The sequence below is a fragment of the Janibacter sp. CFPM2_SD2 genome (assembly GCF_057364645.1).
The window spans coordinates 1-15,988 of the sequence record NZ_JBNFOF010000056.1 but is presented as its reverse complement, the minus strand read 5'-3'; the positions used below and the strand labels follow the sequence as shown (position 1 = coordinate 15,988).

The window sequence follows — 15,988 nt, the reverse complement described above, 5'->3', positions numbered from 1 at the left end:
GGTGGGGCGACGCGGCCGCCGGCGCCGCCCGCTCCCACTCCTGCCTGACCCGTCCCTCGCCGTGAGGGCGCGGGCGGGCCCCGCACACCTCACCGAAGGACAACCTCATGAACCGCACCATCCTGCGCTCCGGCGCAGCCCTGACCCTCGCCCTCCCCGCCACGGCCGCGACGGCTCTGCCCGCCTCCGCCCACGTGCGCGTCATCCCTGACGCCACGGCGTCCGGCGGTTACGCGGCGCTGACCTTCCGCGTGCCCAACGAGTCGGACACCGCGTCGACGACGAAGCTCGTCGTCACGCTCCCCCAGGACCGGCCGCTCGCGACCGTCTCCGTCCGCCCGGTCCCGGGATGGACGGCGAAGGTGACGACGGCGAAGCTCCCCGAGAAGGTCACCGCCAACGACCTCGTCCTCAGCGAGGCGCCGCGGACGGTCACGTGGACTGCCGACTCCGAGTCGGCCGGCATCGCGCCGGGCGAGTACGCGGAGTTCGCGATCAGCGCCGGCCCGCTGCCCACCCCCGGCGAGCTCGTCCTCCCGGCGAAGCAGACCTACTCCGACGGCGAGGTCGCCGACTGGTCGGACGTCGCCACGGAGGGCGGTGAGGAGCCGGAGTCCCCGGCTCCGAGCTTCGAGGTCACGGCCGCCGAGGAGGGTGGCCACCATGCCACCACGCAAGACGACGGGACTGATGACGAAGGGAGCGAACCGGCCTCCTCCGACACCCTCGCCCGGGTGCTCGGCAGCCTGGCGCTCGTCGTCGCGCTGCTCGGGACGGCGGTCGCGGTGGTCGGGCGCCGGAAGGGCTGACATCGACCGACGGCCGGCGGGTCAAGACAGTGCGCGTGCGCGCGGTCTGTCTTTGACCCGCCCCCTCCGGGCTCAGCCGGGCCGCACCACCCGATAGCGCGAGGCCACGACCCCGTTGCCGAAGGTGCGGCTGCCCACGTGCTCGAGGTCGATCCGGTCCAACCCCTCCGGCCAGTAGGGGCGCCCACCCCCGACGACGACCGGCAGGACGAAGGGCCGGTACTCGTCGACGAGGTCGGCGCCGCGCGCCGCCGGCAAGTTCTGCGCCACCGAGAGCGATCTCCCCTTCGTCGGACTCGGCACGCAGGGCCGCGATCTCCTCGGCGAGGCCGCGCGTCGCCAGCCGGGTGTTGGTGCCGGTCACCTCGGTGAGGGTGCGGGAGTAGACGACCTTGGGCACCGCCCGCCACATCCGCGCCCACTCGACCGTGGAGTAGTCGGACTCGGGCTCCTGGTCGGCGGTCTCCCAGTAGGACATCGTCTCGTGCAGCCGGCGGCCGAGCAGGTGCACGCCGATCCCCCGCAGCTCGTCGGTGTGGGCGGCGAAGACCTCTTCGTCCGGCTCCGACCAGTCGAAGCCGCCGTCCGGCCCGACGATGTAGCCGTCGAGCGAGATGTTCATCGAGTAGGTGACGAGGCCGGGCGTGGGTGCCATGGACCGACGCTACTGGCGAAGGGGGAGCCCGTCACCCCGCGTCCCCGGCGAGCGCCCACAGGTAGCGGTCGGTGAGCCGCGACTGCACCAAGCGGCCGACCGGCCCGGAGAGGCGCGCCAACCGTGACGCCGGACGGGAGACGGCGCGCCACCTACCAGCTGTGGGCTGGCTACACCCCGCACTGCGTGCCCTCGAGGCGCAGGACCACGAGACGACCGCCAGCGACCTGATCCGAGCGGTCCGCGAAGAAGCGGCAGCTGACCCGGACCGGGTCTATGAGGGCCCGAGCCAGACGACGTGCGAGTACGCCGACGCGAACGGAAACCCGCTGTGCCTCATCGGCCACGCGCTTGCGCGGCCTCACTCAACGCGCACGACGAGGGTGGGCTTGTCCGGATCCAGGTCATCACCGCCGAGCTGTTCCCACATCGAGTCGATCATCGGCTGGAGGAGGAGCTGTCCCAGCTGGCGGGTCATAGTGCGGATGGTCTGGATCGAGTCACGCCGGTCGGTGTCGGCGACGCCGTAGGCGCGCGCCCGAGCCACTTCTTCCGCAGCGAGCTCGGCCAGTCGTCGGAGCAGGTCGTCGTCCGGGCCGCTCAAGCCAAGCACCGCGCGGCGCACGTAGGTGACGACGTCGGGCTGCTGGGCGAGCATCTCGGCCACGGCCCGGTTGCGCTCGCGGGCGACGTCACGCGCGAGCCCCTCGACGGGGACGGAGGCGATCGCTCGGCGAACTGGTCGACGACGTACGTCTCGACCTCTTCGCGCAGCCTCTCCTTAGTCCCGAAGTGGTGCACAACGAGGCCAACCGTCACCCCGGCGTCGGCTGCGATCCGCCGCATCGATGCCCCCTCGACGCCGGTGTTCGCGAAGCGCGTGAGTGCCGTGTTGCGGATCCGGGCCCGTGCCGTGAGGTCGCGCTGCGGTGCTGCCTGCGTCATGCCCGTCTCCCTTCGTCGCCCCCGAGTCAAGCACGGAGGCGAAACCCTGTACATCTGATTCAGTATGCTATACAAACGTACAAGAAGGCTGCTCAACGACGAGAGGCGCGAGACGATGCAAGACACCACGCAGGCTGTCGGCCTCTACGCCGAGGACGCCCGCGTGGGCGTGCCGCGTGACCTCGGTTCCTACACCGTGACGGAGGCCGAGATCATCGAGTTCGCCTCCCGGTGGGACCCGCAGTTCTTCCACACCGACACCGAGCGCGCTGCCGCCGAAGGTGCACTCGGCGGCCTCATCGCCAGTGGCATCCACACCATGGCGATCTACCAGCGCCTGGAGATCACCTCACGTACCGAGCATTGGCACGTCATCGGTGGCACCGGCATCGACAACCTGCGCCTGCGCCGCCCCGTGCGCCCCGGTGACGTCCTCACCGGCACCACGACGGTCACCGATCGTCTCCTCGAACCAGAGCGAGGAAGGGGACTGCTCACCTTCGCCGGCGAGCTCACCAACCAGACCGGCGAGAACGTGCTCAGCCTGTCGATGACCGCCTACCTGCACACACGACCCTGAAGGAGAACGAGATGACCCGCGAGCTCATCCGAGGCCGTACCTCGACGCACGCTGACACCCACCCGCTGAACACCACGACGCTAATCCGCCACGCGGCGCGCACGTATCCCGAGCAGGAGATCGTCTACCGGACCCCCGACGGTGGCTGGGACCGTTACACCTACGGCGAGGCGTGGACGCGCATCACCAAGGGAGCCAACGTCCTGGAGGGTCTCGGGGTCGCTCCCGGCGACGTGGTCGGCATCCTGGACTGGAACAGTCGTCGCCACTTCGAGCTCTACTGGGCTATTCCGGGGCTGGCGGCGGTCATGCTGCAGATGAACCTGCGCCTCGGCCCCGAGGACCTGGGGTACGTGACCACCCACAGCGAGGCCTCGTGGATCTGCGTTGACGAGTCCCTCCTGCCTGTTGCCGAGGCCATCGCCCCGCACGTCGAGGGCGTCAAGGGCTGGATCGTCATGAGCGACCGACCGATGGACCGGATCGAGACCTCTCTCCCGAACGCCCACCACTACGAAGAGCTTCTCGCCGATGCCGAGAGCTCCCGCGATTGGCCGCTCATCGCGGAGGACTCCGCCTACAGCGCCTGCTACACGACGGGGACGACCGGTCGGCCGAAGGGCATCTACTACTCCCATAGGGGCATCTACCTGCACACCCTCGCCATGGTCGGCCTGCTCGGGATGAGCAACGAGGACACGACGATGTTCATCACCCCGATGTTTCACGGCCAGTGCTGGGGACTGCCCCAGGCGGCGGTCCAGGCGATGACGAAGATCGTGCTACCGGGCCGCTACACGATGGAGGACACTTCCGTCCTTGTTGACGCCATGGTTGAGGAGGAGGTCACCGTCACCAACGGCGCGCCGGCAATCTTCCAGCCGATGCTCGACTACATCCGGACCCTGGAGACCACGCCGGACTTCAGCCGCGCCCGTCTCCTCAGTGGTGCGACGGAGCCGCCGCTGAGCCTGATGAAGGGATTCCACGACGTCACCGGCGCCGACATCATCCACGCCTACGGCGCGACTGAGACCACCCCGCTCGTCACGGTCAACAAGGGTCTCAAGCCCTCACTGCGCGGCGTGCTCTCCGAGGAGGAGAAGTGGGACATGAAGCGCCGCCAAGGGCTCATGGCCACCGGTGTCGACTTCCGGCTCGTCGACGGTGACGGCAAGGACGTCCCCTTCGACGGGGTCAGCCAGGGCGAGGTGCTCGTGCGGGGTCCGTGGATCATCGACCGCTACCACGCCATGGATGATGACACCCGATTCCTCGACGGCTACTGGCGCAGTGGCGACGTCGGGACGATCGACGAGCACGGTTACCTCAAACTGACCGACCGGCTCAAGGACGTCATCAAGTCCGGCGGCGAGTGGATCTCTTCGATTGACATGGAGAACCAGCTGATGTCCCACCCGGGGATCCATGAGGCCGCAGTCGTCGGGGTCGCGCACCCGAAGTGGCAGGAGCGCCCGGTCGCCCTCGTCTCACCGAGGACGGGAACGAACTCCCGCTCGATGACATCCACCGGCACCTCGCGCCACACTTCGCCAGCTGGCAGATGCCCGAGAAGGTCCTCTTCGTCGACGAGCTTCCGCGCACCAGCGTCGGCAAGCTCGACAAGAAGGCCATCCGCGCCGAGCACGGGGACGTCTACGCCCAGGAGCTGGCATGAGCACGCTGCTGACCGACTACGCCCCCGCATGGCAGGACGAGGACCAGGCCGAGCTGCGTAAGCTCGCCCGCTCCTTCTTCCGCGCCGAGGTCACCCCGCACCAAGAGCGGTGGGCCGAGCAGCACCACGTCGACCGTGGGCTGTGGACCAAGGCCGGCGCCACCGGGTTGCTCTGTCTCGACATCCCCGAAGAGTACGGCGGAGGGGGCGGCAATTTCGGCCATGAGGCGCTCGTCCAGCAAGAGCTGGCGCTGGCCCACGACACCGCCTTCGGCTTCAACGTGCACTCGACAATCGTGTCGCACTACATCAACGCCTTCGGCAACCACGAGCAGAAGCAGCGGTGGCTCCCTGCGCTCGCGCGCGGGGAGAAGGTCGTCGGCATCGCGATGACCGAGCCGGGGACAGGCTCCGACCTGCAGGCGGTGCGCACCACCGCCCGGCGTGACGGTGACGACTACATCATTAACGGGTCGAAGACCTTCATCTCCAACGCGACCCACATGGACCTGCTCGTCGTCGTCGTCAAGACCGACCCGAGCCAGGGCGCCCGAGGCATCTCGCTCGTCGTGGCCGAGTTGGAGGACCTCGCGGGATTCGAGCGCGGCCGGGTGCTGCAGAAGATCGGGCAGCACGGGCAGGACACCCGCGAGCTCTCCTTCACCGACGTGCGGGTACCGACGGCCAACCTGCTCGGCGGAGAGGAGGGGCAGGGCTTCTACCAGCTGATGGAGCAGCTGCCGCGCGAGCGCCTGATCATCGGCGTCGGGGGAGTGGCCATGGCCGAGGCGGCGCTCCTCGAGGCCATTACCTACGTCAAGGAACGGCAGGTCTTCGGTCGACCCGTGCTGGACTTCCAGAACACGAAGTTCGAGCTCGCGGACTGCACGACGAAGGTGCTGGCCGCTCGCGCCTTCATGGACCAATGCATCCAGCAGGCGGTCGGCGGGACACTTGACGCCGCGACTGCCTCCATGGCCAAGCTGCACGGGACCGAGATCCAGGTCGAGGTCGTCGACCGGTGCCTCCAACTCTTCGGTGGCTATGGCTACATGATGGAGTATCCCATCGCCCGGATGTACGCCGCGGCCCGCGTCCAAAAGATCTACGGCGGGACCAACGAGATCATGCGGGAGCTTATTGGGCGGGCGCTGTGAGCCCTGGCGTGCTCCGCAAGCGCGACGAGCCGTCGCGCTCGTCGCTCTCGATGGGTGTGAGCGGCTCAACGCGGCGCTTGCGGGCCGGGGCCGGCGAGGGCGTGAGTGCATGAGCAGCGCGTTGGTCATCCGGGAGGACCGGGGCCCGTCACCCGGTTGACGCTCAACAGGCCGGCGCAGATGAATGCCTTGGGGGCGGAACTCCTCGGGGAGTTGGCCGCCCACGTCGCCGCGGTCGCCGAGGACCCAGCGGTTCGGGTCGTCGTCGTGGCGGCGACGGGCCGGGCGTTTTGCGCGGGCGCCGACCTAAAGGAGGTCCTCGGGCCCGACGGTGAGATTGACGGCCCGCGGTTGCTGGCCTTCGAGCGTCTTGCCCAAGCGGCCTTCGCCCGCCTGGCGAGCCTGCCGAAGCCGGTCATCGCCGCACTCAACGGCACCACCATGGCCGGCGGACTCGAGTTGGCGCTGCACTGCGACCTCGTTCTCGCCTCGGCGAGGGCTCGGATTGGGGACGGCCACACGAACTACGGCCTGCTCCCCGGAGCCGGTGGCGCCTCCCGCCTGCCGCGGGTGGTCGGCCCGACCCGGGCGAAGTACCTCGCCTTCACCGGGGAGCTGCTGCCCGCGGACCAGGCGATGGCCATCGGCCTGGTCAACGAGGTTGTCCCGGCCGAGGAGCTCCACGCCCGAGCCGACGAGCTCGCGGCGACGATCGCCCGCCGCAGCCCGAGCGCGCTGCGCCTGTTCAAGCAGGCCATCGACGACGGCCTGGATCAGCCGCTCGACAGCGCGCTACGGCTGGAGCTGCTGGCCACCGCCGAGCACCTGCACAGCGGCGACGTCCAGGAAGGCCTGCGCGCCTTCGCCGAGAAGCGCGACCCGGTCTTCGGCTCCACGACCACCGCCCGCTGACCTCGACCACCACCCAGGAGAAGGACCATGAAGATCAGCACCTCCGTCGCCATCGTCACGGGGGGCGCCTCGGGGCTGGGGGAGGCGGCAGCACGCCGCATGCTCCAGCTCGGCGCCACCGTGGCGGCCTTCGACCTCGACGAGACGAAGGGAGCTGCCCTCGAGTCGGAGCTCGGTGAGTCTTACCGCTTCCATCGGGTCGACGTGAGCGACCTGGCGCAGGTTGAGTCCGCCGTCGCCGCGGTCGAGTCGGAGTACGGCCCGGTGCGCCTCGTCGTCAACGCTGCCGCGGTGCCGGCGCCGTCCAAGCTGCTGAGCAGCCGCGGCCCGCTGCCGATGGAGGTCTTCGACACGGGCATCAAGGTCAACCTCTATGGGCCGATCCACGTCATGCGCAGCGTCGTACCCGGTATGTCGGCCAGCGACCCGAACGAGGACGGCGAGCGCGGCGTCATCATCAACATCTCCTCGGGCGCGGCCTACGAGGGGCAGGTCGGGCAGATCGCCTACAGCGCCACCAAGGCAGCACTTGTCGGCCTGACCATGCCGCTCTTCCGGGAACTGTCGACGCACGGGATCCGGGTGATGACCGTGGCTCCAGGCCTCTTCGACACCCCGATCTACGACCAGATGCCGCCGGAGTTGAGGTCCGAGCTGACCAGCAACGCGCTCTTCCCACAGCGCATGGGCCGGCCCGAGGAGTTCGCGATGCTCATCGAGGAGATCGTGCGTAACCCGATGCACAACGGCCGGACGATCCGGCTCGACGCCGGGATGATCCTGCCGCCGTCCTGAGCCGGCGACGTCCAACCCTTCGCCCACCACCACACCGATCCGTCCGGCAGAGCCGACAAGGAGTACTGACATGACCGAGACCATCCCTGTCCGGGAGGGGCTCTTCCGGGAGTCCGACACCGGACCGACCCTGCTGGCGGGACGGTGCGGCGCGTGCGGGCGCACCGTCTTCCCGGTCACCGAGAGCTGCCTCGAGTGCGGCCACGAGAGCATCGAGACCGTCGAGCTTGGTGCCGAGGGCGAGTTGCTCTGCGCCACCGTCGTGCACATGGGCAACGGCCGCTTCGAGCCCGGGTACAGCGTGGGCTACGTGACGATGCCGCACGACATCCGGGTCTTCACCCAGATCGCGGTCAGCGGTGACGAGCCGCTGCCCTCGGGAACCCCGATGCGCCTGGAGATCGCGCCACTGTGGCGTGAAGGGGAGCAGGACGTGCTCGCCTACCGATTCGCCCCCACCACAGGCCAGGAGGCCCTCGATGCGTGACGTCTTCGTCATCGGCGCCGGTCAGAGCGACTTCGGCAAGACTCCGGGACGCACCGCGCCGCAGATGGGTCGCCAGGCCGCGGTCGCGGCGATCCAAGATGCCGGGATGCGACCCGCGGACCTGCAGGCGGTCTTCGCGTCGCGCGTCTTCGACGCGATGGTGACCAGCCAGAGCATCATGAAGGACATCGGCGTCGCCCGTATCGAGATGGTCAACGTGGAGAACGCGTGCTCCGGCGGCGCCACCGCCGTGCGCAGCCTGTACAAGGACATCGCCGCGGGATACATCGACGTCGGCGTCGCCATCGGCGTCGAGTCGATGACGACGAGCCCGGTCGCCGGCAAGCTCATCCCGCCGGACCGGGACGACCTCGACGGACAGCTCGGCATGACCATGCCGGTCCTCTTCGCGCTGCAGGCCCGGCGCCTCATGGAGACCCACGGTGCCACGCCGGAGGATTTCGCCCAGGTGTCGGTCAAGGCACACGACTTCGGCGCGCTCAACCCGCGGGCGCAGTACCGCAAGCGCTTCACGGTGGAGGAGGTGCTCGGTTCGCGGATGATCGCCGACCCGATCACCCTGCTGCAGTGCTGTCCGAACACCGACGGGGCGGCGGCGGTCGTCCTGGCCTCCCCGGAGGTGGCGGAGAAGTACTGCGACCTGCCGATCCACATCGCCGGCTCGGCGCTCGTCTCGGGGCAGCAGGATTTCCTGCGACCCGACATCACGACGATGCCGGCGGGGGAGCGCGCCGCGCAGCTGGCCTACGAGCAGGCGGGCGTTTCGCCGTCGGACGTCGACGTCGTCGAGCTGCACGATGCCTTCGCCAGCGAGGAGATCGTCCACTACGAGGACCTTGGGCTGTGTGAGCGCGGCGAGGGGATCGGTCTGCTGCGCTCTGGCGCGACCTCGCTCGGTGGGCGCATCCCGGTCAACCCCAGCGGAGGTCTGCTCTCGCTCGGGCACCCGCTCGCCGCCTCCGGTGTGCGCACGATCTGTGACATCACCAACCAACTGCGCGGGCGGGCCGGCGACGTCCAGGTCCCCGACGCGCGAGTCGGGGTGGCGCAGATGCTGGGTGGTGTGGTCAACGGGATGGATGTGGCCGCGGCGGGGGTGCACGTGCTCACTCGTTGACGGCTGCTGCACCGACGGGGAGGGAGCCACCCCGACCATGACGGCGAGTGCCGGGGCGGCGTGTGGATGGCGAGGTCGTGACTGGGATGACACGCTCTTCTAGACCGAGGCCACGCGGTGACCGCCGGCCAAAGGCGCGTGCTCGCGCTGCTCACCGACCTCGCCGCCGGACGAGCCACGGCCACCCCCAACGGCCCCTGCGAGGGCCTGGACGCCGACGAGCCGGAACGCACAACCGACACGCAGGCCGACCGGCGCCTACGCACTCGATGCCGACTACGCCGCCGCCGCGATGTTCAGCTGAACCAAGCTCACCAACCCCCGAGCCACCGAGGAGGTACTGAGCCGCCGCCCCGCGGGGAGACCACCAACCCACGGGGTCCCTGAGCCTCGCGGTGGGGATGAGGTGACCGGACTCGGGCTCGATTGTCGGGAACCGGCGGTAGCTGACAGGTCAAGGCGGATACGTGGAAGCGACTCGCACCGGACCGCCTGATCAGGGCTCAAAGCTCGTCGCTCAGGCTCGTGGAGCGCGCAACCGCCCGCGCCTTGGTTCGTTCATTGTCGTTCTGCACAACGACCGGTTACTCACGTTGTGGCTGCCGATATGGAGTCAGGCGCCGCCAACCCAGAGACTGATGTTCAATCACATCGCCCGTCGGAGCGAGTCGTAGGAAACTCAGTGTCCCGCAGACGCGGTGGCAAGCTGGCAAAGGAGCCACAGTGGTAGCCGTCTATGAATTCTTCGACCGGGGATGGCGCATCGACCCGAACGCCACCGCATACGTCAAGGGCGACGAAAGGTACTCGTTCCAAGAAGCTCGCGACCTGACGTGCCAGGTCGCCAACGCACTGTTGTCCGGTGGATTCGAGCCCGGCACAAAAGCGGCAATCCTGTCTCCGAACGACATCCGGTCCTGGCTATGCGTGATTGGACTGTGGCGCGCCGGTGGCATTTGGGTTCCCTTGAACCCTGCAACGTCAGCCTCCGACAATGCCACGCTAGCCGAGAGGTTCGACTGCGAGGTCCTCTTTTATCACGAGGACCTCGCCGAGGATGCAAAGGTCCTCATCGAGCAGGCCAACATACGACTGGCGATTCGCATCGATGACGAGCCGTCGGACGGCACATCCCTGGCTCGGTGGATCGCTGGCTCGTCGACCGAGACGCCCGGGATCGAATTCGAGATGACGGATGTCATCGCGATCTCACCGTCGGGCGGGACCACTGGCGCGCCCAAGGGCGCAATGAACACCCATCGCAGCTTCGCCGCGGCATTCGCGCATCTGATGCTGGCGTTCCAGTACGCCGAGGACGAGAAGATTGTGAACCTGGCGGCGGCCCCTATGACCCACACTTCGGGGTTGCTGAGCCTGCCGGCGACCGCCAGAGGCGGGACCGTGGTAGTCCTGACGAAGCCGGACCCAGCCCACCTCGTCGAGACGATCGCTAAGCACGGCGTCACGGAGTTCTTCCTCCCACCCACCGTCGTGTACCGACTCCTCTCCTACGTGGAGGGTGCCGCACACCCCGTGGACCTGAGCTCTATGCGGTACCTCATCTACGCCGCTGCACCGATGTCTACGGACAAGCTCAAGCGCGCTCTGAAGGTTTTCGGACCGATCATGACCGAGGCGTACGGCCAGATCGAGGCTCCCGCTGCCATCGCGTACATGCGGCCGGAGGAGCATTTCCGCGACGGCGTTATCGCCCACGACGACCACCTGCAGTCGTGCGGACGCCCCTACCCATTGATCGCGCTCGAGATCCGTGACGACAGTGGGAAGACGTTGGCCACCGGGGAGACCGGAGAGATCTGCGTACGCGGCGACATGGTCATGGCCGGCTACTACAAGGAGCCCGAGAAGACCGCCGCCACCATCCGCGACGGGTGGCTGCACACCGGTGACGTGGGCTTCCTGGACGATCGGGGATACCTGCACATCACCGATCGCAAGAAGGACATGATCATCTCGGGCGGGTTCAATGTCTACCCGACCCAAGTGGAACAGGCAATCTTCACCTATCCGGGTGTTCACGAGTGTGCTGTCGTCGGCGTGCCGCATGAGGAGTGGGGCGAGGCAGTGTGGGCCGTCGTCGAGCCGGAGCCTGGCGTCGAGATCGATGTCTCAGCCCTCCTCGCCCACTGTCGCACGCGACTCGGTGGTGTCCTCACCCCGAAGGGTGTCGATGTCGTCGAGACGGTGCCCCGGAGTGCTAACGGAAAGGTGTTGCGCCGCGCCGTTCGTGATCGGTACTGGGCCACCGCGAACCGGTCGATCTAACCCACGCTGCACTCCTCACATCCTCTTTAAAAGGAGACTGGTATGTCTAACGCGCAAATCATTGGCGTAGGTATGACGCCTTTCGGGCGTCACTACGACTTGTCCGTAAAGCAGCTCACGCAAGCCGCTGTCGCCGCGGCGCTCAAGGATGCGGGCATTTCACCAGAACAGGTGGATACGGTCTTCTTTGCGAACACTACGCAGGGCATCCTCCAGAACCAGACGATGGTCGCGGGCCAGGTCGGTCTGCTCGGGACGGGCATCCACGAGGTGCCCGTCGTGAACGTGGAGAACGCCTGTGCCAGCGGCTCCAGTGCGTTCAAGCTTGCGACCACGTCGGTCCGCGCCGGCGAGAGTCGTGTCGCCCTTGCAATCGGGGTAGAGAAGATGAACATCCCGGACTCGCCAGGATATGGCCAGATCTTCACAGGTGCGTACGACCAAGAAATCCCCGGAGGATTGGAGGCAGTCCTCGCCGATATCGGAGGAACGGTCGCCGACGACAAGGTGGGCAATCGCAGCGTCTTCATGGACATCTACGCAGCTTGGGCACGCGGCCACATGGAGGAGCATGGGACAACCCAAGAGCAGATCGCTGCCGTTGCCGCTAAGAACCATGCGCACGCTGTAGGCAACGAGTACGCCTTCTATCGCAAGGCCATGACCATCGACGACGTTCTGGCTGGACGCAGACTGTTGCATCCGCTGACCGTCCCCATGTGCGCGCCGCTGACGGACGGAGCCGCCGCTGTAGTCGTCGCGGCACCGGGGGAGATCAAGACGCAGAGCACCCCCATTCAGATCCGGGCGGTGGAGGTCGCGACCCCGACGACGTCGGACTCGTCCGACAGGGCCACTCCTGTCACGTGGCGGGCGGCGCAGCGTGCCTACGAGCGGTCCGGCCTGTCACCCGAAGACGTGGACGTTACCGAGGTCCATGACGCGACCGCCTTCGGGGAGATCCAGATCTCCGAGAACCTTGGGTATTTCGCTCCTGGTGACGGTGGTCCAGCAGCGCTGCGGGGCGAGACAAGTATCACCGGGGCCAAGCCGATCAATCTCTCCGGAGGACTCGAGTCCAAGGGCCATCCGATCGGTGCGACTGGGCTGAGCCAGATTTCTGAGGTTGTGCGGCAGCTGCGCGGACAGGCCGGCGCCAATCAACTCGACAACCCCCAGGTCGGCCTGTGCGAGAACGGCGGTGGCTTCCTCGGCGAGGAGGAAGCAGTCGCGGTCGTGTCGATCCTGTCGCGCTAAACGGATATCGAGGAGACGCAGAATGGACAAGTCGAACATCATCCATACCCGTGGCGGTCAGGACAAGGTAGCGGTCGTCACCGGCGGTGGCTCCCAAGGCTCGGGCATCGGTAACGGGAGGGCAGCCAGCATCCTGTTGGCCGAACGTGGGTACACGGTTCTGGTTGTCGACAAGTCGCTGGACAGCGCTGAGGAGACTTGCCGCATGATCGCCGCCGACGGTGGCCGGGCAGTTGCCGTTGCGGCGGATGTGTCACAGCCCGATGACTGCGAATCTGTCATCGAACAGGCAACCGCGTTGGACGGCACGCTCGAGGTGCTCGTGAACAACGTCGGCGTCGTAGGGCCTCCCGGCACGGTCGTCGACGTGGACCGTGATGGTGAGGGTGACGTCGCCCGTTTCGCCCAGCTCCACGACGAACGACTCCTCGCCGCTCTCGGGGTGCCCGGGGAGGGTGCCGTAGGCGAAGCCGCGACGGGTGGGCTCGTCGACCACGTCCACGACCCGCACCGGCGCACGCAGGCCCAGCCGCCCCACGCCCAGGCACAGGTTCGCGACCGCTCCGGTCTCGACCCGCGCGTGCGATGCCATCACCGCGATCCCGGCTCGACGGTGCATCTGCCACGTCATCAAAGCGTCTGCGGCCCGCCCGAAGTCCGCCCGCCCCGATCCAACCCGACGGCTGCGGCGCAGCTCGTCGAACCCGTCCGGCACCACGCCCGTGCGCGTGCACCCGACGGGGGCGTAGGTGACGGGGGGCTGGTCCATGTCGACGACCTCATCTTCGAACATCATCAGCATCGAGCTCGTCCAGGGTGAGAATGACAAGAGCTGAGGTCCAGCCGAGCGGCGCCGGCCCGCCTGGGTCGCCCTTCCAGTCGACCTTTTCGGGCAGAGAACCCCATTCCGTGCGATGCCTGTCCAGCCATGCGAGCCAGTGAAGCGCCGTCGACCTGTCGCCGGACGCCGCGGCACTGTATGCGACAAGCGCGACTTCCGGTGTCCACGATGTCCCGTCGTTCTTCCACTCCGCACCCGGCGCGAGGCCTCCTGCCGGGCGAATGGCGTCCCGTTGGTACCTCGCCCAGGCGTCGGCGACTCCCGGAAGGGGTTGGGGGTCGAAGGGAGGCATGAGCATGGCGCTCGACGCGTCGACACCCCCTTGGGTGGGCGATCGCTGGAAACCCGGCCCAAAGATCTCGTTGATCTCAGCGCGCACTCCCTCAGCTGCCCGTTGAACAGTCTCGGCTCGCTGGGACTGGCCGAGCTTCCGGTAGTCGCGCGCGGCGAAGCGCAGGCCAGCGGCAACGGGTGCACTGGCGCCCAGGAGATATCGGTGGCTGGTCTGCTCCCAGTAGTCCTGCCCAGGTGAAGGGAGGTGGCTTCCTCCGCCCGTAGACCTCAGCAGCTGGTCGGTGCATCGGTCGCGGAGCCGGTCGATCTTCGACGTCGACCTGACACCCTGACTCGTCTCGTGGATCGCCCACAGCACCCAGCCGCACCCGTCAACTTGCGCCCGGCGGGGATCGAGGTAGACGCGTTCGCCAGACAAGAGATACCGGGCGTCGAACCCGTACATCGGATCCAGATAGAGAGTGCTGACACCCTCGAGCACACCAGTGGCCTCGAGCTCGTGCCCGGTGCGATGCAGTGCCACGACCAGGAAGGCTCCGTCACGCGGCCAGAAGTATCCCCACTTCTCGGATGGCCCCGCTGCCGGCAGCGCTCCGACCTTCAAGCCGTTGGTGGTCAGAAGTTGGAGGTCCCAGAGGGCGACTCGGCTCATCTCCTCGTACGGCCCGCCACTGCCAGGAATCGTCCCGTCCGCCAACCACGCCGCGGCTCGGACGCGGGTGTGTCGCCCGCCGGAACATGGAAGCCCTTCCCAGCCACAGGCGTTGAGGCCCTGGGGTCAATTGATGAGCTTGGAACGGCGATAGCCACACCGACGGCAACCACCGCGGCGAGGGCTGCGACCACGACCGCCCTTCGCGACACCGACGGGCGCCGAGCCCAAAGAGAGGTTGCGGCGATCCCAATGAGCGACCCACAGGCCAGCGCCATCCACGCGTGAACCAGATCGGGCGTCGAGCCGACTCTGGCCAGGGACGGAACCGCGTACTGCAACACCTCGACAACAAGGGGAGTCCCGGCGGCCATGAACAGCATGCTCGGCCGGCGGCTCAATGGGAGACCCGCCAGAAGCATCAGCACGATCCCCCCGAGTCGAGGGTCCGGCTGGAACCACTGCCACGGCCACAACACGTGCTCAACCGGCAGGTCCCAGGTACGCGGGAGTCCCGGCACCAGGCCGCGGCTCGGCGGAACAAGTTCGCGCACCACGAGCGCTCCGAGCGGCCACGTGACGAACCACACCGTGGGGACCACCCGTCCTCGACCCCACATGACAGCCGCAGCAGCGACCCAGACCAGTGACCAGACAACCAGTGGCATGTCAGGGCGAAACAGCAGTTCGAGGCCAGTCACCGTCGCACCCTATGAGCGCCTCTCGCAATGCTGGGGGACGCCTTGCCGACAACGGTGGAATCCAAGAGTCGGACCAGTTTTCGCCCTCAACTCAACGTCCAGAATCAGGGGACAAGCTCAAGGGCGCGGCAGATCGAACGTCCTGGGCACGGGGGCCGATCGGACGGGCCTCGAGCGGCTCAATGCCGAGTGGGGTACCACCGGGGCACCACCTCCCCCGCCGACGATGCCGGGCCCAGTCGTGAGGTGCCCCAGAACGGCGAAAACCCCCGGAAATCCGGGGGCCTTCGGTGGTGGAGCTGAGGGGATTCGAACCCCTGACCTTCTCATTGCGAAGGCGCGCGGCGGTCTCGTCGCCCCGGGAATCCGCCACTCGCAGAAGTGCATACGTGCCATCGACGCCTCGGTTCGCAGCGTCGGGGGGCACCAGGGGGGCACGGAGAGCCGCCGTCCCGATAGCGGAGCAGAGCCGGCCGGAGCGGGTGCGGGGCAAGCGGCCAGGAGGCTTGGTCAGGTGTGGTGCGCAGGCGCGGAGCGCGTCCCTGTTGCGGTGGGTGCGGGCCGCTTGAGCCGTGGCCGTGGAGGTCGGATGGTGTAGCGGCGGGTCGGCGGTTCATAGGTGAGGGCACTCGGTGTGGGGAGCACCGGGTGTCCTTCCTCGTGTTTCGGCCGGGCGGCGAAGGGGCGTGCAGGTGGGGGGTGCGCGTAGGGGCGAGGGCACGAGCCCGGAGCGCGGGGCCCACCGAGCGGCCGGAAGCGCGGCGAGTCGCGGCGAGCCGCGTGCGTGAGAGTAGTATCACA

The 15,988-nt window shown here is 67.9% G+C and carries 16 protein-coding genes and 1 pseudogene; 11 read left to right on the top strand and 6 right to left on the bottom strand.

Features of this window, described 5'->3' with window-relative positions:
* The first annotated feature begins 107 nt into the window (after positions 1-107).
* Positions 108-809, top strand: coding sequence for a YcnI family copper-binding membrane protein (locus AC2W7J_RS07455; RefSeq protein ID WP_485981943.1), 702 nt, complete (start codon positions 108-110; stop codon positions 807-809).
* A 72-nt stretch (positions 810-881) separates the two neighbouring features.
* Here AC2W7J_RS07455 and AC2W7J_RS07450 read toward each other — a convergent pair whose 3' ends face one another.
* The 4 genes from AC2W7J_RS07450 to AC2W7J_RS07435 form a co-directional block, all read right to left on the bottom strand.
* Entirely contained in the window at positions 882-1,079 is a 198-nt protein-coding gene (locus AC2W7J_RS07450; protein WP_485981942.1) for a dihydrofolate reductase family protein, read from the bottom strand.
* Between the two features lie 416 nt (positions 1,080-1,495).
* Positions 1,496-1,687, bottom strand: a complete 192-nt coding sequence (locus AC2W7J_RS07445; protein WP_485981944.1) for a DUF1990 family protein — start codon at positions 1,685-1,687, stop codon at positions 1,496-1,498.
* A 138-nt stretch (positions 1,688-1,825) separates the two neighbouring features.
* Entirely contained in the window at positions 1,826-2,131 is a 306-nt protein-coding gene (locus AC2W7J_RS07440) for a hypothetical protein (protein ID WP_485981945.1), read from the bottom strand.
* Complete coding sequence (locus AC2W7J_RS07435; RefSeq protein WP_485981941.1) at positions 2,065-2,409, bottom strand: TetR/AcrR family transcriptional regulator; 345 nt, start codon at positions 2,407-2,409, stop codon at positions 2,065-2,067. The genes AC2W7J_RS07440 and AC2W7J_RS07435 overlap by 67 nt, the downstream gene beginning before the upstream one ends.
* 115 nt (positions 2,410-2,524) lie before the next feature.
* Here AC2W7J_RS07435 and AC2W7J_RS07430 point away from each other — a divergent pair, with 115 nt between their 5' ends.
* From AC2W7J_RS07430 to AC2W7J_RS07385, 10 genes and pseudogenes are all read left to right on the top strand, one after another.
* Positions 2,525-2,989 carry a MaoC/PaaZ C-terminal domain-containing protein gene (locus tag AC2W7J_RS07430; protein WP_485981940.1) on the top strand — a complete coding sequence of 155 codons (465 nt, stop codon included), beginning with the start codon at positions 2,525-2,527 and terminating at the stop codon, positions 2,987-2,989.
* An 11-nt stretch (positions 2,990-3,000) separates the two neighbouring features.
* Entirely contained in the window at positions 3,001-4,728 is a 1,728-nt protein-coding gene (locus tag AC2W7J_RS07425; RefSeq protein ID WP_485981939.1) for an AMP-binding protein, read from the top strand.
* Positions 4,664-5,824 carry an acyl-CoA dehydrogenase family protein gene (locus tag AC2W7J_RS07420; RefSeq protein WP_485981938.1) on the top strand — a complete coding sequence of 387 codons (1,161 nt, stop codon included), beginning with the start codon at positions 4,664-4,666 and terminating at the stop codon, positions 5,822-5,824. Before AC2W7J_RS07425 ends, AC2W7J_RS07420 begins: the two co-directional genes overlap by 65 nt.
* A 156-nt stretch (positions 5,825-5,980) precedes the next feature.
* Positions 5,981-6,736 (top strand): enoyl-CoA hydratase/isomerase family protein, encoded by a 756-nt coding sequence (locus AC2W7J_RS07415; RefSeq protein ID WP_485981937.1) that lies wholly within the window; start codon positions 5,981-5,983, stop codon positions 6,734-6,736.
* A gap of 27 nt (positions 6,737-6,763) precedes the next feature.
* Positions 6,764-7,531 carry an SDR family NAD(P)-dependent oxidoreductase gene (locus AC2W7J_RS07410; RefSeq protein ID WP_485981936.1) on the top strand — a complete coding sequence of 256 codons (768 nt, stop codon included), beginning with the start codon at positions 6,764-6,766 and terminating at the stop codon, positions 7,529-7,531.
* Positions 7,532-7,601: 70 nt separating this feature from the next.
* Positions 7,602-8,018: a Zn-ribbon domain-containing OB-fold protein gene (locus AC2W7J_RS07405; protein ID WP_485981935.1), complete on the top strand. Its 417-nt coding sequence runs from the start codon at positions 7,602-7,604 to the stop codon at positions 8,016-8,018.
* Positions 8,011-9,156: a thiolase family protein gene (locus AC2W7J_RS07400; RefSeq protein WP_485981934.1), complete on the top strand. Its 1,146-nt coding sequence runs from the start codon at positions 8,011-8,013 to the stop codon at positions 9,154-9,156. The genes AC2W7J_RS07405 and AC2W7J_RS07400 overlap by 8 nt, the downstream gene beginning before the upstream one ends.
* 723 nt (positions 9,157-9,879) lie before the next feature.
* On the top strand, positions 9,880-11,442 hold the full coding sequence (locus AC2W7J_RS07395) for a class I adenylate-forming enzyme family protein (protein WP_485981933.1): 1,563 nt from the start codon (positions 9,880-9,882) through the stop codon (positions 11,440-11,442).
* A 42-nt stretch (positions 11,443-11,484) separates the two neighbouring features.
* Positions 11,485-12,699, top strand: coding sequence for a thiolase family protein (locus AC2W7J_RS07390; RefSeq protein WP_485981932.1), 1,215 nt, complete (start codon positions 11,485-11,487; stop codon positions 12,697-12,699).
* Positions 12,700-12,721: 22 nt separating this feature from the next.
* A pseudogene (locus AC2W7J_RS07385) lies at positions 12,722-13,021 on the top strand (SDR family NAD(P)-dependent oxidoreductase); the annotation flags it as partial.
* Here AC2W7J_RS07385 and AC2W7J_RS07380 read toward each other — a convergent pair.
* Together AC2W7J_RS07380 and AC2W7J_RS07375 are read right to left on the bottom strand one after the other, a co-directional pair.
* Entirely contained in the window at positions 12,953-13,501 is a 549-nt protein-coding gene (locus AC2W7J_RS07380; RefSeq protein ID WP_485981931.1) for a DUF1990 domain-containing protein, read from the bottom strand. The pseudogene AC2W7J_RS07385 and the gene AC2W7J_RS07380 overlap by 69 nt on opposite strands.
* The gene (locus tag AC2W7J_RS07375; RefSeq protein ID WP_485981930.1) at positions 13,479-14,486 is read right to left on the bottom strand and encodes a glycoside hydrolase family 15 protein; all 1,008 of its coding nucleotides are present in this window, start codon (positions 14,484-14,486) and stop codon (positions 13,479-13,481) included. The genes AC2W7J_RS07380 and AC2W7J_RS07375 overlap by 23 nt, the downstream gene beginning before the upstream one ends.
* Positions 14,487-15,988: the final 1,502 nt, after the last annotated feature.

What these genes read in the sequence shown, in the direction of transcription:
- AC2W7J_RS07455 (WP_485981943.1), top strand. Translation starts at nt 108, where the DNA reads ATGAACCGCACCATCCTGCGCTCCGGCGCAGCCCTGACCCTCGCCCTC.
- AC2W7J_RS07435 (WP_485981941.1), bottom strand. Translation starts at nt 2,409, where the DNA reads ATGACGCAGGCAGCACCGCAGCGCGACCTCACGGCACGGGCCCGGATC.
- AC2W7J_RS07430 (WP_485981940.1), top strand. Translation starts at nt 2,525, where the DNA reads ATGCAAGACACCACGCAGGCTGTCGGCCTCTACGCCGAGGACGCCCGC.
- AC2W7J_RS07425 (WP_485981939.1), top strand. Translation starts at nt 3,001, where the DNA reads ATGACCCGCGAGCTCATCCGAGGCCGTACCTCGACGCACGCTGACACC.
- AC2W7J_RS07420 (WP_485981938.1), top strand. Translation starts at nt 4,664, where the DNA reads ATGAGCACGCTGCTGACCGACTACGCCCCCGCATGGCAGGACGAGGAC.
- AC2W7J_RS07410 (WP_485981936.1), top strand. Translation starts at nt 6,764, where the DNA reads ATGAAGATCAGCACCTCCGTCGCCATCGTCACGGGGGGCGCCTCGGGG.
- AC2W7J_RS07405 (WP_485981935.1), top strand. Translation starts at nt 7,602, where the DNA reads ATGACCGAGACCATCCCTGTCCGGGAGGGGCTCTTCCGGGAGTCCGAC.
- AC2W7J_RS07400 (WP_485981934.1), top strand. Translation starts at nt 8,011, where the DNA reads ATGCGTGACGTCTTCGTCATCGGCGCCGGTCAGAGCGACTTCGGCAAG.
- AC2W7J_RS07390 (WP_485981932.1), top strand. Translation starts at nt 11,485, where the DNA reads ATGTCTAACGCGCAAATCATTGGCGTAGGTATGACGCCTTTCGGGCGT.
- AC2W7J_RS07380 (WP_485981931.1), bottom strand. Translation starts at nt 13,501, where the DNA reads ATGCTGATGATGTTCGAAGATGAGGTCGTCGACATGGACCAGCCCCCC.
- AC2W7J_RS07375 (WP_485981930.1), bottom strand. Translation starts at nt 14,486, where the DNA reads ATGAGCCGAGTCGCCCTCTGGGACCTCCAACTTCTGACCACCAACGGC.